The organism is Gluconobacter sp. OJB (assembly GCF_039638275.1).
Lineage (GTDB): Bacteria > Pseudomonadota > Alphaproteobacteria > Acetobacterales > Acetobacteraceae > Gluconobacter > Gluconobacter cerevisiae.
Window position 1 is genome coordinate 2176704 of record NZ_JBDIWH010000001.1, and the last position, 22884, is coordinate 2199587.

Consider the following 22884-nt stretch of genomic DNA (forward strand, 5'->3'; position numbering starts at 1 on the left):
CTTCTATGCGTGAAGACAGAGACCCTCTCCGTACCGGACCTTGATCCGCGCGAACTTCTGGACAGCGCAGAAGATTCCGACTTTGTGCCGAAGCTGCCTTCGCCCCTGATTCGGTCTGTTCTGGATCAGGGGCGTCAGATGATCTGCTGGCTTCCGGTGGCTGTTGGGCTTGGGGCCATGCTCTACCTTGCCCTGCCGTTCGAGCCCTCCATTGTGTCGGTCGTTCTTGCCACCCTTCTGGTCGGGCTGTCAGGAGGCGGGTGTCTTTGGCTGGGCTGGCAGCGGCTTTTTCCGCGCCTTCTGGGGTTTGCGCTGCTTGCTTTTGCAACCGGTTTCGGTGATCTGGCTTTTCAGGCCCGGATGCAGCCACCCATGCCGGTTTTGCCGACCCATGCCACCGTCCTGACGGGTCGCGTGCAGTCACTGGAAATTCTGCCGCCCCGGAATGATGACGAAGATGACGGCCATCGCATCACTCTGGCGGAGGCCGTGTTCGATACGCCTGTCGATGCTGGAATGGCGCCACTACGTCGCACGCTGCACATTCGTCTGCGGGACGATGACGACCTGTTGCCCGAGCCGGGAAGTACGATCAGCCTGCGCGCGATGCTGCGACCGCCACCTCCGCCGTCATGGCCCGGCGGCCGCGATCTTCAGCGCGAGGCATGGTTTTCGGGGCTGGCGGGAAGTGGTTATGCGCTGGGGGCGGTCAGTCTTTCAGGCGCAGCGGTTCGGGCTTCATGGATCGAGAGCTTGCGCGAGGCTGTTGCGTTCCGCACCGCGGCTGTGCTGCCCGACCAGACCGCCGCCATTGCGGCCACGCTTCTGGCTGGTGAAGCCGGGGGCATTGACCAACAGACTCGGGAGGCTTTCTCCGCATCGGGGCTGTCCCATCTTCTTGCCGTCGCGGGGCTGCATTTGGGGCTCGTGATGGCGGCCGTCATCGTGACGTTGCGCTGTGGTCTGGCGTCGATTGAGTATGTCGCCCTGCGCTGGCCCTGCCGGCAGATCGCAGCCGTTTGCGGGCTGCTGGCCGGGGCGGGTTATGTTCTGTTGACGGGCGCGCATTTGCCCAGCCTGCGGGCGCTGGGCATGGCGAGCCTCGTGACGCTGGCCATCGTGACCGGACGGCGCGCCCTGTCCATGCGGTCTCTGTCCATTGTGGCGCTGCTGATTCTGCTGGTTTCGCCGGTGTCGGTTGTGGATGTGTCGTTCCAGATGTCTTTTGCCGCCGTGATGGGGTTGATTGCGGGGTATGGCGCGCTGCGCGAGCCGCTTATGCGGCTGCGCGGGGAGGGGGAATGGTACAGGGTGGTTGCGTCGTATGGCGCGGCCCTGACGCTGACGAGTCTTCTCGCCGGGCTGGCGACGCTGCCGGTCAGTATGGCGCATTTCGGCGCGCTTCAGCCGTGGTTCGTGCTGGCCAATCTTGTGGCCGTGCCGCTGGCGGCTGTCTGGATCATGCCGGTTGGGCTTCTGGCGCTTATCGCCATGCCGTTCCATGCCGAAGCGCCGTTTCTAAAGTTCATGGGTGTGGGCATCCGCATCGTGCAGGTGCTTGCGGAGCGGGTGGCGGCGTTTCCGATGGCGCATCAGCCTGTTCCGGCCATGCCGGGCTGGGGGCTGCTGCTCGTGATGCTCGGGCTGTGTTTTCTGTGCCTGTGGAAAGGCCGGATTGCCCTTGCCGGTCTGTTGCCTGTGGCGATCGGGGTGGGGTCGATTTGGGTGGCTCCGAAACCGGATATTTTCGTGTCGGCGGATGCGGGGCTGATGGCAGTGCGTCGTCCGGATGTTCTGCTGGTTGGTCCGCATTCTGGTCTGGAGCGCCGCACGCTGGAAGACTGGCAGCAGGCTCTTGCGCTTCCGGTGGCGCCTTTGCCGCCGGATTGTCTGGCCGGTTTGTGCCGGGTCAGCATTGGCGCGCAGACCGTTCTGCTGCGTCCCCACGATTCTTCGGATGGCGCTCTCCTCCCGACGGCGCAGCAATGCGATGGGGTGAACCTGTTCATCAGCGCGTCTCCCGCTCGCAAAGGCTGTGCGGACGTGCCGTCCATCGACCGGTTTTCGGTTTGGCGCGACGGGGCTTATGCCGTGTTCGCCGGGCATACGCTCACGGTTGTTTCGGACAGGAGCTGGCGGGGCAACCGGCTCTGGGTTCCGCCAGTGGGCTGGCACGGCATGCCCAATCTGCCTCTGGCCCAATCGGAGTAAGACGCGTCTCAACTTTTTGGAAAGCAATCGACCTGTAGGATCGCCGCACAAGGAGATCCGTTATCGTGGCTCATAAAACCGCAAGGGTTGTTCTAGGGGCTGTTTTGTCTGGCCTGTCACTGATGGCCGCCAGCCCGCTCCATGCTGCTCCTGTTGCGATCTGGGAGGGGCTGACTCTGGGCATGAGCATCCCGGAAGCGCAGATCAGCCATCCGCAACTGACCGCGCTGCCTTCTCCGGTGCCGCGTCCGGGTTTTGCGCGCTACGTTATGCAGGGGCCGTTCATCGGCTCCTGTCTTTCAACGGTGGATGTGAATTTTCTGGGTGGGCGTCTGGCCTCTGTTGAGGTCCATGCCCTGACGGACACGGATTCCGGTGATGTCCGCATCTGTGCCGAGGAATGGGGCCTTGCCATCCGCCAGAAATACGGTCAGCCGCTGTTCGATGTTCGTGTGCCGATGATGGAAAACATCACCTGGAATGCCAACGGCTTTTCCGTGACGACCCATATGCGCGTTCTGAACAGCATTGTGCTCTATTCCGTGTCCTATCAGGCACCGCGCCGGACAGCCGCCCAGATTTTTTGAGGAGGCGTTCAGCTCGCGGCAGCTTTCCGCGTTGCTGGTGCTGTCATGCGTTTGTTCGGATACAGGCACCATGTCGTCGCCGGGCAGCGCCAGCATTCTGGCGCGCGGGCCTTGCAGACATAGCGCCCGTGCAGGATCAGCCAGTGATGCGCCGGGCGGAGCATGTCTTTCGGGATACGCGCGACCAGCCCGTCCTCGACCTGTCGCACGGTTTTGCCAGGGGCCAGACCGGTGCGGTTGCCGATGCGGAAGATGTGGGTATCGACCGCCATCGTATCCGCGCCGAATGCGACATTCATCACGACATTTGCCGTCTTGCGCCCCACACCGGCCAGCGCTTCGAGCGAGGCCCGGTCGGAGGGGACCTGTCCGCCGTGACGCTCCAGCAACTGATGGCAGAGCAGGTCCACGTTATGCGCTTTCGCCCGCCACAGGCCGATGGTGCGGATGTGCCGCGCAATGCCTTCTTCGCCGATGGCCACCATGGAGGCCGGGTCGGGGGCTTCCTCGAACAGGCCTTTCGTCGCCTTGTTGACGGATTTGTCCGTCGCTTGTGCTGAGAGCACGACGCTTACCAGAAGTTCGAACGGATTGCGGAACACCAGTTCGCTTTCTGCATCGGGATTGGCTTCGGCCAGTGCGGTGATGAAGGCTTTGGCGGCCGCCTTGCTCATGGCCCGCTTGGCGGTTGCGGGGGCATCGGTCATGACGGGCACTCCAAGAGGGTGTGTTGCCGGGGGTGTGTTGCGTCTGGTCCGGACACACAGCAAGATACGGCAAAGTTCTGAAAACTCCATGCCATCACACCCCATGCCATTACACCGTGGCCTGTTCTGCATGACATCGCAGACTGGCAGACGGCGGAGCGCCCTGTGTCTGATATTGTGTCCGATACCCCTCTTCCCCTGACCCGCCAGCAGCAGGAGGGCCGCAAGCAGGATGTTTCCTTCACGGACGTCCTGTCTTTCGTCTGTAGCCGTTGGTGCGACCATCCCTTTCTGCTTGCGAAGACGCTTGGCGGTGTTGGTCTTGCCACGCTGGCCGATGTCTGCACGCCCATTCTCGCAGGCCGTCTGGTGGAGGATATTTCCCGCCATGCCGCTGGCCCCGCTGTGGAGAAAACCTCGGAACTGCTGCATTTGCGCGATGATGCGTTCCTGATGGTCATGGGTTTGATCGTGCTGGGGCTGGTGGGGCTGTTCGGCCGCCGCTCCTCCTTCATCGGGATTTCGCATCTCACGCTTGCCATCATGCACCGCGTTGCCAATCAGGCGTTCGATCGGGTGCAGCGGTTCTCGACGGACTGGCATGCCAATAACTTTGCTGGCTCAACTGTCCGTAAACTGACGCGCGGGATCTGGGCGATTGATACGCTGGACGACACGCTTCTGCTTCTGATCGCGCCGGAAGTGCTGGTTCTGGGCGGGACGACGGCGGTGCTTATGGTCCGTTCGCCGCTGATGGGGTCGGTTCTGGCCGTTTCAGTGGTGCTGTTCGCTACGCTCTCCATCATGTTGACGCTGCGCTATGTCGCGCCGACGGCCCGCGCGTCCAATGAATGGGACACGAAAATGGGTGCAGCCATGGCGGATGCCGTGACCTGCAATCCGGTCGTCAAGGCGTTTGGTGCTGAAAAGCGGGAAGGCGCCCATCTCGATCGGATTATTCTCGGCTGGCGCGAGCGGACCCTGACAACCTGGGTGCGCGGGACCAACAGCGCCAATCTTCAGGCTCTGGCCTCGCTCGCCATGCGCATGCTGCTGATCGGGCTGGCCGTCTGGCTGTGGTGGGGAGGGAACGCTGGTCCGGGAGATGTGGCCTATGTTCTGACCATGATGTTCCTCGTGCAGGGGTATCTGCGCGATCTGGGGCAGCAGGTCAGTCAGGTACAGCGTTCGGTCAATGAGATGGAGGAACTCGTGGCGATTTTCCGTCGCGATCCCGCCATTCAGGATGCAGACGATGCCCAGACGGCGCGTTTCACGACAGGCGCGATCCACTTCGAGCATGTGGACTTCCAGTATCCGGGGCAGGTCAAACCGCTTTATCATGACTTGAGCGTCGACATCGCGCCGGGGTCTCGCGTGGCGCTTGTCGGGCCGAGCGGTTCGGGCAAGACGACCCTGACCAAGCTGCTCCAGCGTCTTTATGACGTGAACGGCGGGCGGATCGTGGTGGACGGGCAGGATATCGCGCATGTGACGCAGGACTCCCTGCGCGCGCATATCGCCATTGTTCCGCAGGAGCCGGTGCTGTTTCATCGCACGCTTGCGGAAAACATCGCCTATGCGCGCCCCGATGCGAGCCGCGCCGAGATCGAGGAGGCTGCCCGTCTGGCCAACGCAGCGCCGTTCATTGAGCGGCTGCCCGAGGGGTACGAAACCATGGTTGGCGAGCGTGGCGTGAAGCTCTCGGGCGGCGAGCGGCAGCGTGTTGCCATCGCCCGCGCCTTTCTGGCCGATGCGCCCATCCTGATTTTTGACGAAGCGACGTCCAGTCTTGATTCCGAGTCCGAATCCCTTGTGCAGGACGCGATGCGTCGCCTGATGCAGAACCGGACCGTCATTGTCGTGGCGCATCGTCTCTCGACCGTCATGGAACTGGACCGCATTCTCGTGTTCAGTCAGGGCGCGCTGAAAGAAGACGGCACGCACGCTGAACTGATTACGCGCGAGGGCGGGATCTATCGTCGCCTGTTCGAGCTTCAGTCGCTGGAGGGCTGAGGCCGGAAGGAAATCGGCATCTTTCCCGGTCTGGGGGCGTTGCGTCCTTCATGCACGTTTCCGCCCGGACCACAGGATGCCCGATAAAGAAGCTCGGCGGGAGCCAGACAGGAGACCGCCGCATGACCATCCGTTCCGCCTTCACTGCCCTGTTGCTCGCAACGCCTGCCGCTTTCAGTGTCGGAAATGCGCTGGCCGAACCGGTCGCGTTCGAGCATGCGCGGCTGATTGACGGAACCGGGGCATCGGCGCAGCCGGGCGCCACGGTGGTCATCGACAATGGTGTGATTCTTTCGGTCGGCATCCCGGCTCCCACCGATGCGCGGCATGTGGACCTGACGGGCAAGACGCTGATGCCCGCTCTCATCAGCGATCATAGTCATGTCGGCCTCGTGAAGGGCACGGGGGCTAGCCGCGATAACTATACCCGCGCCAATATTCTCGCGGCCATGAAGCAGTATTCCGATTATGGCGTCCTGACTGTCACGGCGCTGGGTCTGAACCGTTCTCCGCTGTTCGATACGCTGCGTCAGGAACAGCATGAGGGCCGCAATCCGGGGGCGGATCTGTATGGCGTGGATCAGGGGATCGGTGCGCCGGATGGTGTGCCCCCGGCCGCCATGGTCAAAGGCGTTGGTCCCGATCAGGTCTTCCGTCCGATGACGCCGGAAGAGGCGCGCAAGGACGTGGACCAGATGATTGCGGAACATACGGATCTGGTGAAGCTCTGGGTGGACGACTTCCGCAATGACGTCCCGGACGGCAAGACCTATCCCATGCTGCCGCCCGCCATCTATGAGGCCGTCATCGACGAAGCGCATCAGCACGACACGCGGGTTGCGGTGCATATCCACGATCTTGCGGTCGCCAAGGCCATCGTGGCGGCCAAAGCCGATATCCTCGCGCATGGCGTGCGGGATCAGCCGTTGGATCATGATCTGATCGCGGCGATGCTCCGTCAGGGCACATGGTATATTGCGACGCTGGATCTGGACGAGGCGAACTATCTCTATGCCGAACAGCCGGAGTTGCTTTCCAATCCGTTCGTTCTGGCGGGCATGGACCCGGCTCTGCGTCGTCAGTTTACAGACCCGAAATGGCGTGCGGAGATACTGGCCAAGCCTCTGACCAAGGCCTCGCATTACGCGCTGTCGGTGAATCAGAAGAACCTCGCCGTGCTGTATAGGGCGGGGGTGAAGGTCGGTTTTGGGACGGATTCCGGGGCCGCACCGACGCGCATTCCCGGCTTTGCCGAGCATCGTGAGCTGTATCTGACGGTGCAGGCCGGACTGTCCCCCGTGCAGGCCATCAGTCTGGCTACGGGCAATGCCGCGGCCCTGCTGTATCTGTCAGACCGGGGTGTGATTGCGCCCGGCCGCCGGGCGGATCTGCTGATCGTGGATGGCAATGCGGATGAAAACATCGCCGCCGTGGATCAGATCGATCAGGTCTGGCAGCGGGGCGCGCTTGTCAGCCACGGCCCTGTGCGTTCTAAGGACTGATTATGCCGCAGTCTCAGGGCGCGAATGCCCTGAGACGAGCCGGAACATTGGTCCGGTCAGCGTCGTGGAAATCACGGCCAGAACCATCAGCGAGGCAAAAGCGAATTCCGAAATCATGCCATGCGCGTGCAATATGGTCGCCGCCACGATTTCCATCAGCCCCTTACACTGCAATAGGGAACCGATACCCAGCGCCTGTCGGTTCGTCAGGCCCCGAGCGGGTGGGAAGATCCAGACGGCGAGGATTTTCGTGACGATCGCAATGACGACCAGCAGCAGGGATGCCAGAACGGACGGCCATGTCAGCGCATCGCCGTCGATCCTCAAGCCGCTATGGCCGAAGAACATCGGCGCCAGCCAGATCAGCGAGAACGTTCCCACAGCTTCGACCGGCAGACGACGGACCCAGCGTGGTGGCATGAGAGCGCCCGCGAAATAGGCGCCGATCAGTTCGTGCAGCCCGAGTTCGTGGCTTGCCCATGATCCTGCGGCCAGATAGGCCGGAACAGCGGCCCAGATGATCCAGATCGGCGGGTTTTTCAGGTTCCGCGTGGCCCAACTGCTCAGCAGCGCCATGCCGACCAGAAGCAGGACGGCCAATCCTTCAAACCCGGTCCAGCCATGCAGCGCCTCGGTTCCGCGCGCGGCAAACTGGAGAACGGCCAGCCCGATCCACAAGGCCGCGTCGTCCACGACCGCAAGTTTGAGGGCAAGCTGTCCGATAGGGCGATGTACAGGCTCCAGTTCGCGGACGATCCCGATCAGGACAGGTAGCGCACTGACGGAGATGCACAGCCCGATCGACATGGCGCCGATCCAGCTATTGCCGTGCGGGGCCTGCCAGCCATGCAGCGGCAGGAAGAACAGTTTGACCAGAAAGGTGCCGATGACGAACGGAATTCCGAGCGCCACGAGCGCTCCGCCCAGCAGGCGACCTAGCGTCGGGGAGGGGAGGCTTTCGGCTTCGGGAGAATGGGTCGGGTTCTGCCACATCTCCAGTCCGGCGGTGAACGCCAGCACCAGAACGGCCAACCAGCCGATATAATCGCCGTAAAGCGAGGGAATACCGACCTTTGACGCTGGAAAATGCAGGACTGCCAGAACAATGCCGACCAGAATGGGTAGGATGGCAATGGGAATGGAACGCCTGAGCAGTTGCCATAGTCCCCACGGAACGAGGACAAATATAAATGCATCCGCAAACAGTGCTGTTACATTTCCCATGATGATCCCTTTTTTGTTTCAGGTCCGATTAGGGTAACATGGATCACAATTCCGGGAGTAATTTTTTATTTCCATGTAATAAATAATTCTATGTTTCTCTTTTTGGAAAACTGTTTTTGTAAGGAATGAAAACCCGGAATTTTCTCTTGAAAAAACCGGGTATTTTCCAGATTTAAGCTATGAAATTCTTCAGGAATTGCTCCAGCGCCCGGCCGCGATGACTGATGGCATTTTTCTCGGCTTCGGTCATTTCCGCAAAGGTCAGGTTTCCGCCTTCCGGCACGAACATCGGATCATAACCATGTCCATGATCGCCTCGTGGGGGCCAGACAACCGTGCCATGGCATTCGCCCTGTACGGTCCGGGTTTCGCCATCCGGCCATGCCAGACACAGGGCTGCGACGAAAAAAGCCCGATGATCGGCGCTGTCGCCCATCTCCTGATTCACGCGGTCCATTGCGATCTGCATGTCTTTGGTCGGGCCGCCCCAGCGTGCGGAATAGACGCCCGGACGATTGTCCAGCGCCGCGACGCAGAAGCCGGAATCATCGGCCAGTGCGGGAAGCCCTGATGCTCGGGCAGCGGCCAGAGCTTTTATGGCGGCATTGCCAGTAAAGGTCTCTTCCGTCTCTTCAGGTTCCGGGAGATTCAGTTCGGCTGCCGAGATGACGGTGATTCCGCTCTCGGCCAGCAGGGTGGAGAATTCGCGCAGTTTGCCCGCATTATGGCTGGCCAGAACGATTTTTGAGCCTCGGGACAGTGTCCGCATCATGCAGTCTCCAGTATGTGATTCTGGGCGTCGAACAGTCGCGCCGTGCCGAGCTTTGCCAGTCGGAGGAGTTCGAAAAACTCGGTCTCCTGAAACGGTTTTTCCTCGGCGGTTCCCTGAATTTCGATGATGCCACCATCCGCAGTCAGGACGAAATTCGTATCGGCCTGCGCGTTGCTGTCTTCAATATAGTCCAGATCCAGCACGGCTCCGGCCTCTGTCAGCCCGCACGAGACCGCTGCGACCTGAGCCGTGAGGGCCTGCGAACGCTTGATGGTCTTCAGCGCGATCGCCAGTGCCACCCAGGCGCCCGTGATGGAGGCGCAGCGCGTGCCGCCATCCGCGTTCAGGACGTCGCAGTCGAGCGTGATGGTCCGCTCTCCCAGCTTTTTCAGGTCTACGCAGGCCCGGAGCGACCGGGCAATTAGTCGTTGGATTTCCTGCGTCCGGCCGGACTGCTTGCCTTTGGCCGCTTCGCGCTGGCCGCGCTGATGCGTCGCCCGGGGGAGCATTCCGTATTCGGCCGTGATCCAGCCCTGTCCCCTGTTGCGCAGAAACGCCGGAACACGCTCCTCGACCGTGGCCGTGCACAGGACTTCCGTACCGCCCACGCGGATGAGCGCGGAGCCTTCGGCATGGCGGGCAAAGCCCGTTTCGATTGAAATAATGCGGTTTTCGTCCGGCGCACGCCCGGAGGGACGCTTGCGTGCGGTGTCAGTCATGTCAAAAAAGATCCTGTGGAAGAATATGTCCCGCCTCTAGCGCGTTTGACGCAGACCCATCCAGCCCCGACAGTGGGTTTACCATGATGCGACCACAGCCTCCCCTGTTCCGCCCTTCCATCCCGATGCCGCACGGTCTGGGAGATCGTGAAGCCGCGATTTTGCGTGAAATCGTTGAGGAATATGTCGAAACGGGTGAGCCCATCGGCAGCCAGACCTTGGCCCAGCGCCTGCAACCGGCGCTGTCTCCGGCCACGATCCGCAATGTCATGGCAGATCTGGCGCGGGCCGGGTTGCTGTTCAGCCCGCATGTTTCAGCCGGACGTCTGCCGACCGAAAAGGGCGTGCGTCTGTTTGTGGATGGGCTACTCCAGTTTGGCGCGCTGACGGAAGAAGACCGCGCCAGCATCGACAGCCGGCTCGATATTCACGGGCGATCCTATCAGGACATTCTGTCCGAAGCGTCGTCCCTGCTGTCGGGTCTGTCTTCCGCTGCCGGACTGGTGCTCGCGCCGAAATCGGATGCCGCGCTCAAGCATATCGAGTTCGTAGCGCTTGGTCCGGGGCGGGTTCTGGTCATTCTGGTGGGTTCGGACGGGCAGGTTGAGAACCGCATCATCGAGACGCCGCCCGGCGTGCCGCCTTCCGCTCTCGTCGAGGCCGGGAACTACCTGAACGCCCGTCTTGGAGATCTGACGCTCGGTACGCTGCGCGAGCGGGTTCGCAGCGAAATGGACGCCAGCCGCCACGAACTCGATGCCCTGACGGCCAGCGTGATCGAGAGCGGTCTTGCGACATGGGACGCCGACGGGGGGACGCTGTTCGTGAAAGGGCAGGGGAAGCTGCTGGCCGACATCACCGAAATCGAGCGCCTGACGACGATCCGTATGTTGTTCGACCATCTGGAGACGCAGGAGACCATGCTTCAACTTTTGCAACTGGCCGATGCGTCCGAAGGGGTGCGGATCTATATCGGGCGTGAAAGCGGGATGTTCGGGATGTCAGGCGTGTCCATGATCGTGGCGCCTGCGCGCAACGAAGCTCAGAAAATCGTGGGGGCGATCGGCGTGATTGGTCCGACCCGTCTGAATTACGGGCGGATCGTGCCTGTTGTGGATTACACCGCGCGGATGGTTGGTCGTCTGCTTGGCTGAGGGCTTCTGAACGTTTCGGGATGATGGTCCCGGGGTTACGCCTCTTTCATGAAATGACCTTTTTAGACGGGGCGACGGAAGGGGCGGAATAATGCTATACAGGGGGCATGACGCGACGCTCTTTCCGCTCCCGTAGCCCCCAGGGTTCTCGTAACCCTCAAGGTCCGGGCGCCACGCCACCCCGCCCTCCCCGTTTTCGCCGCTACCGGCAGTCCTTGGCGATCATCGCCGGTGTGGGGCTTGTGGGTGTGGCCGGGGCGGGCGTTCTGGGCTGGACGACCTATGCCAAGCTGGTGGCGGATCTGCCCAGCGTGGACAGCCTGCGCGCCTATCAGCCGCCGACCGTCAGCCGCATCTATGCCGCCGATGACCGCCTGATGGCGGAACTGGCGAACGAGCGCCGGATCTTCGTGCCGATCAACGCGATCCCCGAGCGTGTGAAGAATGCTTTCATCGCTACGGAAGACCATAATTTTTACACGCATGGCGGCGTGGATTTCATGGCGATCGGCCGTGCGGGCCTGACGGATATTTTCGCGCGTCATGGCCGCCGTCCGCTGGGAGCCTCGACCATCACCCAGCAGGTGGCGAAGGTCATGCTGCTTAACAGCAACGTTCTGAGCCTTGATCGCAAGATTAAGGAAGCCCTGCTCGCCATGAAAATGGAGCAGGTGCTGTCCAAGGACAAGATTCTCGAAATCTACCTGAACGGCATCTATCTCGGGAACGGCGCCTATGGTGTCGCCGCGGCCGCGCAGAGCTATTTCAATAAGCCGCTTGATCAGCTTGATGATGCCGAAGCCGCCTCTCTGGCAGCACTTCCCAAATCCCCCACGAACTACAATCCATTCCTGCATCCGCAGGCCGCGATGGGCCGCCGCAATCTTGTGCTGGACCTGATGGTCGAGGCTGGCGTTCTGACCCGTGAGCAGGCCGATCAGGAAAAGCAGGAGCCGCTGGTTCCGCAGCAGAAGCAGCGTTTTGGGCCTTTGCCGGATTCCGAATGGTTCGGTGAGGAAGTCCGTCGTCAGCTCATCGCCCAGTATGGTCAGGACCGTGCGGCGCAGGGCGGTCTGGAGGTCCATACCAGTCTGGATCAGAATCTTCAGACCACCGAAACGCGTCTGCTGCATGAAGGACTGATGAATTACGACCGCGCCCATAGCGGTTGGCGCGGGCCTTTGCGCACCTTGTCGGATATTCAGGACGATGGCTGGGAGAGTGCGCTCGATCATGTCACGCCGCCCGGCGGGATGCTGCGCGAGTGGCGTCTGGCGGTTGTGTTGCCGGGTGGCACGCATGTTGGCTGGATCGAGGAAGGCAGCCCCCGCAAAGGCGCGCTCCTTGCGACCGATATCGGCTGGGCGCGCCGGGCGCATCCGCTGCGTACCGGGGACGTCATCATGATCGAGCCGCAGGAAGGCGGTTCGGCGGCATTGCGCCAGATCCCGCAGGTCGAAGGGGCGGCGGTGACACTGGATGTGCATACGGGCCGGGTTCTGGCGATGGTCGGCGGCTGGTCGTTCCATGAAAGCCAGTTCAACCGGGCCACACAGGCACTGCGTCAGCCGGGGTCGTCGTTCAAGCCTTTCGTCTATCTCGCAGCGATGGAGCAGGGGATTTCCCCGTCCGAGCGTTTCGACGATTCGCCCATTTCCTATGGCGACTGGCACCCGCAGAACTATGAGCACGACAACTGGGGTCCGACGACGCTGCATGACGCGCTGCGCGAAAGCCGCAACCTCGTTACGATCCGTGTTGCAGCCCATCTCGGCATGAAAGCGGTTGCCGATACTGCCATCCGGGCCGGGCTGGTGGCGCAGATGCCGCATGTTCTGCCTGCGGCGCTTGGGGCCGTCGAAACCACCGTCATGCGCGAGGCCGCGGCCTATGCCACGATCGCCAATGGTGGCCACATCGTCACGCCGACTCTTGTGGACGATATTCAGGACCGCTCCGGGAGCGTGTTGTGGCAGGCAGGAGGGCTGAAGCTCGGCACTACGATGCAGGCTCCGCCCAGCGAACAGGCCGCCCCTGCGGACGGTGCCCCTGCGGGCGGTGCTCCGACGGACGGAACGGCGCCTCCGGCCTCGATTCCAGCTCCGGCGACACCGGCACCGGGCAGCGTGTCCGTCCCGGCTCTGACTGACACGCGCCCAACTCTGGCTAGCGAACAGAGTGCGTTCCAGATCGTCAAGATGATGCAGGACGTGATCGCCCATGGTACCGGGCGCATGGCGGGAGTCGGCATTGATCGTCCTATCGCGGGCAAGACCGGTACCAGCCAGGACTTTCATGACGCGTGGTTTGCCGGTTTCTCGCCCGATATCGTCACGGTGGTCTGGGTCGGTTTCGACACGCCCCAGACGCTGGGCCGCAATTCGGATGGTGGCCGTGTCGCGGGGCCGATCTGGAACAAGATCATGAAGGTCGCTCTGGCCAGCCGTCCGAAGCTCGACTTCCGCGTGCCGGACGGCATTACGCTGGCCAGCTACGATACGGGACGTATTGCGGCAGTGGATGGCTTCAAGGCCGATCAGGTTCCGGGTGCGTCCGTTGAACTGCATGGCTTCGGCGCGGGCACCGAAGCCCTGACCGCTGCTGACACGGGTGCGGATAGCGTGATTTCGGATTCCGAAAGCGGTATGGCCCAGATGCCGGGCCAGACTGGAGGCGGGACATCTGGAGCCGGGCCTTCCGCAGTGCCGGGGCAGGCCCAGAAACCTGCTCCCTCCGATGGTGACATTGGCGTGGGCGGCCTATACTAAGACCCACCAGAACAGACCCCCCTTATGAGTGGAGGAAACTATGTCGGCCGAAACCGAGGCCCTTTCAGTGCAGATCAAGCAGTCGGTGGCACTGCTGAGGAGGCATCTTTGACTGGGATGTCGCAACAACACGCCTCGCGGAACTGAACCACCGCGCTGAAGACCCCGACCTGTGGAACGATGCGGAAGCCGCTCAGAAGCTGATGCGCGAGCGCACGACGCTCGCTAACCAGATTGAAGGCGTTCAACAGATCGAAGCCGAAGTTGAAGGCACGCTCGAACTGGTCGAGTTGGCGGAAATGGAAGGGGATGACAGCCTCGTTCAGGATGCTGTCCGGACCCTGCGCGCCATCGCCGAGGACGTTCGCAAGCGCGAAATTGAAAGCCTGCTCTCGGGCGAGGCGGACAGCAATGACTGTTACGTCGAGGTGAACGCGGGCGCTGGTGGCACGGAAGCTCAGGACTGGGCTGAAATGCTCCTGCGCATGTACACGCGCTGGGCCGAGCAGCATGGCTACAAGGTCGCGTTCATCGAAGGCAGCGAAGGCGAGCAGGCCGGCATCAAGTCCGCCACCATTCAGGTGAGCGGTGCGAATGCCTATGGCTGGCTCAAGACCGAAGCAGGCGTGCATCGTCTGGTCCGGATCTCGCCGTTCGATGCGGCAGCCCGCCGTCAGACGTCGTTTGCGTCTGTGTGGGTCTATCCGGTCGTGGATGATTCGATCGAGATCGACATCAATGATTCGGACCTGCGTGTCGATACCTTCCGGGCCTCGGGCGCAGGTGGACAGCACGTCAACAAGACGGATTCGGCCATCCGGATCACCCATATCCCGACCGGAATCGTGGTGGCCTGTCAGACTGACCGCTCGCAGCATCGCAACCGTGCCAAGGCGATGGAAATGCTGCGGGCCCGGATGTACGAAGCGGAGTTGCAGAAGCGCGAAGCCGCCGCGGCCCAGACCGAAGCCTCCAAAACCGATATCGGCTGGGGACATCAGATCCGGTCTTACGTTCTGGCGCCTTATCAGTTGGTCAAGGACCTGCGGACGGGCGTTGAGAAGGGAAATCCGGGTGCGGTGCTCGATGGCGCTCTGGACGACTTCATGTCGGCCTCGCTGGCGCAAAGCGTCGGGGCGACCCGGTCGGAAGCCAGCGCCTCGGCCCAATAAGACCTGTCGCTCTTCAGACGGATTCGCTCAGACGCCGGAACAGTCAGACTGTTCCGGCGTCTTTTTCTTGAATCTGTCATAACCTGGTGTGGCAAAGTTGCGTTAGCGGGATTCTGCGCGATATTTTTATTTGTCCCTGCTGGGGGCTGGCAGCAGAATATGTCGTTAATATGAAAAAATCGTTTCGATAGAGGCAATCACCGACTTGACAGCATGCGGGTTAGACTGCCCAATCAGCATATCGGGTATGTTCTCACGGCATATAACGTATTTGTTATGCGGTTGCAGTGGGAAAGCCTGATGGCAACACAGAAATCGGGACACCGCACCCGGCAGATGTGGATAAATGCCGGTGTCAGTGAGGGGTAAGAAGGTTTCGACATGAAGAGCTACGCCGCACAGCAGCGCAAGCCGACAGACTACATTGTCGCGATCGTCGTGGCCGTGCTGGCTATGGGCGCTGTGATCTATGCGCTTATGAGTGGTGCTGTGAGCAAGCTGGTCCAGGAAAAGCCGCCTATCAAGACGGAAGTCATCAAGGAGCAGCCCAAGCCACCGCCACCGCCACCGCCGCCGCCGCCGCCGCAGATGGAGCAGCCGCCGCCGCCGTATATTCCGCCGCCCAAGATCTCCGTGCCGCCGCCGCCCAAGGCGATCCAGCGTGTCACACACGCCAAGCCGCCACATCCGGTTCCGCCCAGCCCGACTCCCTCGCCAGAGCCCGTTCCGGCTCCGCCGAAAGGGGCGCCGGCTGATGCAGTCCCGGATCACTCGGCTGGTGCACGACCGATCAACGGCGCACAGGCAGTTTATCCGGATGAGGCTATGGAAGAAAACCGCGAGGGTCATGTGACCGCCTCGTGTGATATTCTTCCGACCGGCAAGACGGCAAACTGTACCATTGTAAGTTCAAGCGGTGGTCATGAGTTCGTGGAAAGTGCGCTCGACTTCCTCCGTCGTGCCCGTTACCAGCCCGCGATCGTCAATGGCGCTCCGGTAACAGAGCATCACCACGTTCTGCACATCGACTTTACGATGGGCGACGACTGATCTCTCGACTGCCGTCAAACAGAATTGCCCCGTCAGGTTTTTAAAGCCTGACGGGGCTCAGAAAAGGGCCGGTCTCCATATGGCCGACACCCCATTAAAGCTCCGAAAACGGGCATCGATAACGAGGATATGGAGTTCATGACCAGACTGTTCCGCCTTCCTGCCCTTGCCGTTCCGACGAAGGCGCGTGCCGTCCGGGCCAGCGCGCTGGCTCTGACGCTGGCCCTGGCTTCCGGTGCAGTCGCACCGGCCGTCGCTTTCGCCCAGCCGGCTCCTGCTGACCAGAGCGCTCCCGCAGCTGCTCCGGTTGACCCCTCTGCCAACCCGGCATCCCCGGCAACGTCCGCTGATCCGGCTGGTGCTCCGGCTGTTGCCGCTCCGAACGATCCGGGTGCTCCTGCTGCTCCTGCCGGGGCTCCGACCGACAGTGCTGCTCCGGCAACGGCTCCGGCCGACCAGTCTCCCGCAGCGGCCGCCACGCCGGGCGAGAGCGCAACCGCGACGCCGGAAGCTCCTGCTCCGCAGGGCAACCCGTACGGCCTCGGCGCTCTGTGGGCCAATGGTGATGCAATCGCCCGTGGCGTTCTGATCATCATGGTGATCATGTCCGCTGGCACCTGGATCATCATGGTCATGAAATTCCTGGAGCAGGGCCGTCTGTTCGCAGCCTCCAAGGAAGCTGCCCGCGAGTTCTGGACCAAGCCGTCCGTTCAGCAGGGTGCTGCATCCCTGAAGGCGTCTTCTCCGTTCCGCTACATCGCAGAGACGGGTATCGTTGCCGCGGAGCACCACGAAGGCTCCATGCGTGACTCGATCGACCTGCCGTCCTGGACCGAAATGTCCATCTCGCGCTCGGTCGACACCATCAACACCCGTATGCAGGGCGGTCTTGCCTTCCTCGGTACGGTGGGTTCCACGTCGCCGTTCGTTGGTCTGTTCGGTACAGTCTGGGGTATCTATCACGCCCTGACGGCCATCGGCATCTCCGGCCAGGCATCCATCGACAAGGTTGCAGGCCCGGTTGGTGAGTCGCTCATCATGACGGCTATCGGTCTTGCTACCGCTGTTCCGGCCGTGCTGGGTTACAACCTGCTCGTTCGCCGCAACAAGGGTGCCATGGATCGCGTTCGCAACTTCGCGGCCGACATCCAGTCCGTTCTGATCGGCGGCTTCCGTCACGGCGTCAGCCCGGAACAGGGCGGCATGGCCGTTCCGACCACAATCACCACCAGCGAGCGGATCTGATCCTATGGGAATGAACGTCGGAGGAGGCGGCGGTGACGACGAGGTGGTGTCGGCAATCAACACCACCCCCCTCGTCGACGTCATGCTGGTGCTGCTGATCATCTTTCTGATCACCATCCCGGTCGCCACACACTCAGTGAAGGTTAAGCTGCCGGTTGATGCGAATACGCCCACCCAGACCAGGAAGGGCAACATCGTTCTGGCAGTGAATTCGAACGGGCAGGTCTTCTGGGACACGACGCCGGTTGCGAACCATACTGATCTGCTGAACCGCCTCGTCGAGGTGGCAAAGCAGAAGCCCCAGCCGCAGATCCAGATCCGCGGTGATCAGGCTGCCAAGTATCTGGCAGTCGGCCAGGTGGTCGCGACCTGCCAGGAAGCTGGCATCGCCCACGTGGACTTCATTACCGAGCAGCCTCACTCGAACTGAGGTCGTGTCGGGCCGTTTCATACAGAACGGCCCGACAAAGCTTTCACGTCACCTTTTTGGAGAACCGCCGTCATGGGCATGAGCGTCGGATCTGACAGCACGCACGAAGACGAAGGCATTGTCGATATCAACACCACGCCGTTGATCGACGTGATGCTGGTGCTGCTGATCATGCTGATCATCACCATTCCGCTTCAGACACACTCGGTGGCGATCGATCTGCCTCAGGGCAATCCTCCCCCATCGACCGTACAACCCAAACTCGTGACCGTCAGCATCGGCTACGACAACAGCATTTCCTGGAACAACGAGCCGATTACGTCCGAGGCGTCGCTTCAGGCTCATTTTCAGGCCGCAGCAGCAATGCCGGACCAGCCTGAAATGCATATCCACCCGGATCGTCTTGCGGACTACAAGACCGTGGCGCATGTTATGGCAGACGCACAGCGTCTCGGCATGACCAAGCTGGGAATTGTTGGTCTGGATCAGTTCATGGAAGGACAGTAATTCGTGTCTTTGTCCCTTTACCGCCGTCTGAGCGCCCGTAATCTTCTGCTGGCCGGTGTCTTTGGTATCGCCGCACTTGCTGGCTCCGCCCATGCCGACGACGTTCTCGGCCAGGCCGTTGGCAAGGATCTGCAGCAGGCCCAGAGTGCTCTGGCATCCAAAAACTATGCCAAGGCCATGGAAGCCGTCGATGCCGCGGACGCGGTTAAGGGCAAGACCGATTACGAAGCCTACACCACGGCCCAGATGCGCGCGGCGATCGCTGCACAGTCCGGCAACACGGATGCGGCGATCAAGGCCTATGACGTTCTGATCAACAGCTCGCGTACGCCGAAGGCCGCGAAGGGCCAGATGCTGATGGCACAGGCTACCATGGCCTACGGTGCCAAGCAGTACGCCCGCGCCATTCCGGCGACCGAGCGTTATCTGAAGGAATACGGCGCCGACCCGCGCATGCAGACCATGCTGATCCAGTGCTACTATTTGCAGCAGGACTGGAAAGGTACGGCCAAGGCCGCGCAGGAGCAGGTGGATGCCACGATCAAGGCTGGCAAGGTACCGGCCGAAAATCAGCTTCAGATGCTGGCGACGGCCTATACGAACCTGAAGGATGCGGACGCCAAGACGCATGCCTATGTCCTTCTGGCCAAGTATTATTCGAAGCCTGATTACTGGTCGATGCTGATCCATGATCTGGTCGCGAACCCAAATCTTTCGCCGCCGCTCGTGTTTTATGTTGAGCGTCTGCGTCTTGCGACCGGCGTGTTGAAGGATCCGTCCGACTATCAGGACATGGCCGAGCGTGCCGTGCAGATGGGTCTGCCCCAGCTTGCGCTGAACCTGTTGAATCAGGGCTATGCCAACCACTCGCTTGGCAACGGCCCGACTGCTGCCGCTGATGCGAAGTTCCATGCGTTTGTCGCCCAGCAGGCAGCTACGAGCCGGAGCCAGCTTGCTGCTGCCGTCACGCAGGCCGCTTCTGCGCCGAATGCAGGTCCGGCTCTGACCGCGGGCTACAATCAGGTTCTGAATGGACAGGTTGATGCTGGTCTGGCGCTGATGAAGGCCGGTCTGGCGAAAAAACCGCGTTATCCCGATCTGGCACAGGTCGAATACGGAATGGCGCAGATGGATGGTGGTCAGAAGGCCGGAGCCATCAAGACCTTTGAAGCTGTTTCTGGAAACGGAGCTGCTCGTGATGTGGCGGAACTCTGGTCGCTGCTGCTGTCGCGTCCTGTGAAGTAAGACACGACTTTTCGACTAAAGAAAAAGCCGGGGTCTATCCCCGGCTTTTTTTGTTCAGAATGGCAGGACCGTGTCCATGAACTGCTGTCCGTAGCGCGGCGTCTGAAGTTGCGTGAGGGTCCCGCGCCCTCCGTAGGAAATCCGTGCTTCGGCCATTCGATCATGCGTGACCGTATTGTCGGCTGTGATATCCTGGGGGCGGACAATGCCGCTCACGCCCAGTTCGCGCAGTTCGCTGTTCACCCGGACTTCCTGTTTGCCCATCACGACAAAATTGCCATTGGGTAGGACCTGAGTGATGGTTCCGGCTAGGCGCAGCGTGATGGTTTCGTTGCGTGCGATTTTGCCTGTCGCGCTGGAATCGCTGCTGCTGGTGGTATTCAGGCTGTCTGCACCGGTGATTGCACTGATGATCTTGCCCTTGATACCGAACAGATTGGGAATACCAAACTTCTCGTCAGCGGCCCTATTGGCTGTTGTCCCATTGTTGAAGGCGGCGTTGTCGGTGATGTCCACGATGATCGTGACCAGATCTCCGACCTGCGAGGCGCGTTGATCCTTGAAGAACGCCTTGCTGCCGGATCGCCATAGACTTGCCGCCTCATCAGGGGGGGGCTGAAGGGATGGCATCGGCATACTGACAGGGCGATAAGCGGCCGCAAGCGTTGGATTGGTGATGGATGTCATGCGGGGTGGTCGTCCGATTTCGGACATTTGCGCAAGGGAGTTACAGGCTGACAGGATCGGCAAAAGGCCAAGCAGCCCCAGAGTACGCACAGAATATCGAAAGTGGTGCCGCATGGGAAAGTTGAGATCCATCAGTTCCGTATGGTCTCAAGCAAACACGTCAGCGGTAAAAAACCTGTTAAGACGGCCGGATTGTCACGCATTGGAAGACTTGGTGGATGCCGGTTTCCGATCATAAGGCCATCTGTTTTTGATGTTCTCTTGCCCTGTTCCCGGATGTGGCCGAAAACAGTCGGGTTCGGAATGACATTCAGCCAGTCCGGGCCATCCTGCAGGGAGAATGCCCCATGTTGATTATTTTCGCCCTTTCTGTTGCGAACAGCGTGTTCGCTCATGGGTCCTGACATGGGATTGCGGATTCTGCTGACGGGTGGACAGGGATTTGTTGGACAGCATCTCAAGGCGCGGCTTCAGGATCGTCTGCCCGGTCATGTCCTGCTGGAAGATCCGATGGATATCCGCGACCGGGCTGCCGTCGAACGTTTTGTCCGCAACGAAAAGCCCGATGCCTGTCTGCATCTGGCTGCCGTCTCTTCGGTTGCACGCGCCGAGGCCGGGGCTGACGACGCATGGACCGTCAATCTGGATGGGACGCTCATTCTGGCCGAGACTTTCGAGACTTACGCCTCGCAGGCCAGTTTTGTGTTCGTTTCGACGGCTGAGATCTATGGCGCGAGTTTTTCATCAGGGCAGCCGCTTGATGAGAGCGCCGTTATCGCGCCGGTCAATGCCTATGCGTCCAGCAAGGCAGCAGCGGATCTGGCGGTCGGCAATCTGAGTCGGGAAGGATTGCACGGCATACGCCTGCGCGCTTTTACGCAGGCCGGAACGGGGCAGGATGAAGGGGCCATTCTCCCGTTTCTTGCCGCACAGGTTGCGCGGATCGAGGCTGGCCAGCAGCCTCCCGTCATTAGCGTTGGCCAACTGGATGCCGGGTTTGACGTCACCGATGTGCGCGATGCCTGCGACGCCTATATTGCGGCGCTCGTTCCGCCCCGACCGCTTCCCAATGGGACGGCTCTGAACATCTGCTCCGGCGTGACGCGGACCGTTCGTTCGATGGCGGAGGATCTGCTGGACGTGGCCGGGATTTCGGCTTCGCTCAGGGTAGACCCGACTCTTGCCTCGCCGTCCGGTCTTGCGTCCATGCAGGGTAATCCGGCGGCGGCGCGTGAGGCATTGGACTGGTCCGTACGGATTCCGTGGAGCGAGACGCTGGTAACGGTTCTCAATGACTGGCGTTATCGCATCACGACCTGAGACCCTGCGGCGTAATCAGCAACTACCATTTTCTTCGCAAAACCGGAGTTCGTATGATGACAGATCCTCATGACACTGAAATCATGGTGCTCGCTAAAGCGAACGGGCTGGTTATTCCGGTCGAGTTCCATGCAGGTGTGCGGAGCAATCTGGATCTTTTGCGCAGTTATGGTGCGCTGATCGAAAGGCTGGAACTGCCTGATCGCCTTGAACCTGCATTCCGGTACGAGCCATGAGCGGCCTTCAGCAGCGCACCGTCGCGCTCGCCGCCAGCGTTCGCAAAGGCGAGATTTCCGCCCGTGAACTCGCGCTGAAGGTTCTGGCTGATATCGAAAGCCGGGATGGGGCCTATGGCTGCGTCACGCGTCTTCTGATGCAGCGCGCGCTGGAGGCCGCCGAACGCGTGGACCGTCTGGTGCTTCAGGGGCAGGACCCTGGACCGCTCGCGGGTGTGCCTTTTGGTATCAAGGATCTGTTCGATGTTCGTGGAGAGATCACGACGGCGGGGTCCAAGGTCCTCGCCAATGATCCGCCCGCCACGCAGGACGCGGTGCTCGTCGCGCATATGATCGCGGCCGGGGCCATCCCAGTTGCTCTGACGAACATGGACGAGTTCGCCTACGGGTTCGCCACGATCAACGCGCATTACGGCAATACCCGCAATCCGCATGCGCCGAACCGCCTGGCGGGAGGTTCCTCGGGTGGGTCTGCTGCGGGCGTAGCGGCGCGGCTGTTCTCCATCGGGCTGGGGTCCGATACGAATGGCTCGATCCGCGTTCCGTCCTCGCTCTGCGGTATCTGGGGCCTGCGGGCGACGCAAGGGCTCCTCTCGGCCGAAGGCAGCTACCCGTTCGTGCCGAGTCTCGATACGGTCGGCCCGTTTGCGGACAGTGCAGGCGGGCTGAAGGCTTGTTTTGAGGCTCTCAGCGCCAAGGCGCTTCCGGCTGTGGAGCCGGGCAGCCTGCGGATTGCCCGGCTTGGCGGTTGGTTCGGTGAAAACATGTCTCCTCCGATGCAGACGGCCATCGATAGGCTCTCGATGGCGCTCGGGGCGACGGATGTGGTTGAACTGCCGGACGTGGCGCGGGCGCGGGCAGCGGCCTTCGTTATCAGTGCGTCCGAAGGGGCGGGGCAGCATCTCGGGCGGCTGCGGACACGGGCTGCGGAATATGATCCCGCCGTGCGCGACCGTCTGCTGGCCGGTGCGCTTCTGCCCTCCACGCTCGTTTTTCAGGCCCATCGCCTGCGGCACTGGTTCCGGGACCAGATGCACGAGGCGTTCGCAAAGACCGACATGCTGCTGGCTCCCGCGCTTGTCGGGGAAGCGCCGCGCTTCGATCAGCCTGAAATCGAAATCGGGGGCAGGATGGTCTCCGCCCGCGCCAATCTCGGGCTGTATACGCAGCCGCTGACGTTGGCTGGTTTCCCGGTTCTGACGGTTCCGATGGCGGTTCCGGGCCTGCCGCTCGGCGCGCAGCTCATCGCGCGTCCGGGGCGCGAGGACCAGCTTTTCGCGCTGGCGGAGAAGCTGGAAACGGACGGGCTGGCTGAAGCCCGTCTAATCTGAC

Annotated in this window: 21 protein-coding genes; 15 read left to right on the forward strand and 6 right to left on the reverse strand. The window is 61.5% G+C overall.

Features of this window, described 5'->3' with window-relative positions; genetic code table 11:
* Positions 1–9: 9 nt before the first annotated feature.
* Both ABDK74_RS10060 and ABDK74_RS10065 read left to right on the forward strand, forming a co-directional pair.
* Positions 10–2211, forward strand: coding sequence for a ComEC/Rec2 family competence protein (locus ABDK74_RS10060; RefSeq protein WP_346003690.1), 2202 nt, complete (start codon positions 10–12; stop codon positions 2209–2211).
* A gap of 65 nt (positions 2212–2276) precedes the next feature.
* Positions 2277–2798: a hypothetical protein gene (locus ABDK74_RS10065; protein WP_346003691.1), complete on the forward strand. Its 522-nt coding sequence runs from the start codon at positions 2277–2279 to the stop codon at positions 2796–2798.
* 8 nt (positions 2799–2806) lie between these two features.
* Here the strand turns inward: ABDK74_RS10065 and nth are convergent, their stop codons facing one another.
* The gene (nth, locus tag ABDK74_RS10070) at positions 2807–3505 is read right to left on the reverse strand and encodes an endonuclease III (protein WP_346003692.1); all 699 of its coding nucleotides are present in this window, start codon (positions 3503–3505) and stop codon (positions 2807–2809) included.
* Between the two features lie 177 nt (positions 3506–3682).
* On the opposite strand from nth, the gene ABDK74_RS10075 reads away from it, so the two are divergent.
* Both ABDK74_RS10075 and ABDK74_RS10080 read left to right on the forward strand, forming a co-directional pair.
* Positions 3683–5521, forward strand: a complete 1839-nt coding sequence (locus tag ABDK74_RS10075) for an ABC transporter ATP-binding protein (protein ID WP_346004207.1) — start codon at positions 3683–3685, stop codon at positions 5519–5521.
* 122 nt (positions 5522–5643) lie between these two features.
* Entirely contained in the window at positions 5644–7023 is a 1380-nt protein-coding gene (locus tag ABDK74_RS10080; protein ID WP_346003693.1) for an amidohydrolase family protein, read from the forward strand.
* Here the strand turns inward: ABDK74_RS10080 and ABDK74_RS10085 are convergent, their stop codons facing one another.
* The 3 genes from ABDK74_RS10085 to rph all read right to left on the reverse strand — a co-directional run bounded on the left by ABDK74_RS10085 (position 7024) and on the right by rph (position 9738).
* Positions 7024–8247: a cation:proton antiporter gene (locus ABDK74_RS10085; RefSeq protein ID WP_346003694.1), complete on the reverse strand. Its 1224-nt coding sequence runs from the start codon at positions 8245–8247 to the stop codon at positions 7024–7026.
* A 172-nt stretch (positions 8248–8419) separates the two neighbouring features.
* Positions 8420–9016, reverse strand: coding sequence for an RdgB/HAM1 family non-canonical purine NTP pyrophosphatase (gene rdgB, locus ABDK74_RS10090; protein ID WP_346004208.1), 597 nt, complete (start codon positions 9014–9016; stop codon positions 8420–8422).
* Positions 9016–9738 (reverse strand): ribonuclease PH, encoded by a 723-nt coding sequence (gene rph / locus ABDK74_RS10095; RefSeq protein ID WP_346003695.1) that lies wholly within the window; start codon positions 9736–9738, stop codon positions 9016–9018. Before rph ends, rdgB begins: the two co-directional genes overlap by 1 nt.
* 83 nt (positions 9739–9821) lie before the next feature.
* On the opposite strand from rph, the gene hrcA reads away from it, so the two are divergent.
* From hrcA to ABDK74_RS10135, 8 genes are all read left to right on the forward strand, one after another.
* Positions 9822–10892 carry a heat-inducible transcriptional repressor HrcA gene (gene hrcA, locus ABDK74_RS10100; RefSeq protein WP_346003696.1) on the forward strand — a complete coding sequence of 357 codons (1071 nt, stop codon included), beginning with the start codon at positions 9822–9824 and terminating at the stop codon, positions 10890–10892.
* A gap of 107 nt (positions 10893–10999) precedes the next feature.
* Entirely contained in the window at positions 11000–13660 is a 2661-nt protein-coding gene (locus ABDK74_RS10105) for a PBP1A family penicillin-binding protein (RefSeq protein WP_346003697.1), read from the forward strand.
* Between the two features lie 40 nt (positions 13661–13700).
* A protein-coding gene (gene prfB / locus ABDK74_RS10110; protein WP_346003698.1) for a peptide chain release factor 2 occupies positions 13701–14832 on the forward strand; the annotation gives its coding sequence in 2 pieces (ribosomal slippage) (positions 13701–13769 and positions 13771–14832; 1131 coding nt in all).
* A gap of 381 nt (positions 14833–15213) precedes the next feature.
* Entirely contained in the window at positions 15214–15882 is a 669-nt protein-coding gene (locus tag ABDK74_RS10115; RefSeq protein WP_346003699.1) for an energy transducer TonB, read from the forward strand.
* A 138-nt stretch (positions 15883–16020) separates the two neighbouring features.
* Positions 16021–17127, forward strand: a complete 1107-nt coding sequence (locus tag ABDK74_RS10120; RefSeq protein ID WP_194255709.1) for a MotA/TolQ/ExbB proton channel family protein — start codon at positions 16021–16023, stop codon at positions 17125–17127.
* A 4-nt stretch (positions 17128–17131) separates the two neighbouring features.
* Positions 17132–17557, forward strand: coding sequence for a biopolymer transporter ExbD (locus tag ABDK74_RS10125; protein WP_062028222.1), 426 nt, complete (start codon positions 17132–17134; stop codon positions 17555–17557).
* Positions 17558–17629: 72 nt separating this feature from the next.
* Entirely contained in the window at positions 17630–18064 is a 435-nt protein-coding gene (locus tag ABDK74_RS10130) for a biopolymer transporter ExbD (RefSeq protein WP_194255708.1), read from the forward strand.
* 3 nt (positions 18065–18067) lie between these two features.
* A complete protein-coding gene (locus tag ABDK74_RS10135; RefSeq protein ID WP_346003700.1) occupies positions 18068–19309 on the forward strand; it encodes a hypothetical protein in 1242 nt (413 codons plus the stop codon).
* Between the two features lie 54 nt (positions 19310–19363).
* Here ABDK74_RS10135 and flgH read toward each other — a convergent pair whose 3' ends face one another.
* Positions 19364–20110 carry a flagellar basal body L-ring protein FlgH gene (flgH, locus tag ABDK74_RS10140; RefSeq protein WP_194255706.1) on the reverse strand — a complete coding sequence of 249 codons (747 nt, stop codon included), beginning with the start codon at positions 20108–20110 and terminating at the stop codon, positions 19364–19366.
* Positions 20111–20127: 17 nt separating this feature from the next.
* Positions 20128–20391, reverse strand: a complete 264-nt coding sequence (locus ABDK74_RS10145) for a hypothetical protein (protein WP_346003701.1) — start codon at positions 20389–20391, stop codon at positions 20128–20130.
* Positions 20392–20401: 10 nt separating this feature from the next.
* On the opposite strand from ABDK74_RS10145, the gene ABDK74_RS10150 reads away from it, so the two are divergent.
* From ABDK74_RS10150 to ABDK74_RS10160, 3 genes are read left to right on the forward strand one after another with little or no spacing between them, the layout of a single operon-like run.
* Positions 20402–21316, forward strand: a complete 915-nt coding sequence (locus ABDK74_RS10150) for an NAD-dependent epimerase/dehydratase family protein (protein ID WP_346003702.1) — start codon at positions 20402–20404, stop codon at positions 21314–21316.
* A gap of 53 nt (positions 21317–21369) precedes the next feature.
* Complete coding sequence (locus ABDK74_RS10155; protein WP_346003703.1) at positions 21370–21552, forward strand: AtzG-like protein; 183 nt, start codon at positions 21370–21372, stop codon at positions 21550–21552.
* Positions 21549–22883: an AtzE family amidohydrolase gene (locus ABDK74_RS10160; protein WP_346003704.1), complete on the forward strand. Its 1335-nt coding sequence runs from the start codon at positions 21549–21551 to the stop codon at positions 22881–22883. Before ABDK74_RS10155 ends, ABDK74_RS10160 begins: the two co-directional genes overlap by 4 nt.
* Position 22884 lies beyond the last annotated feature (1 nt).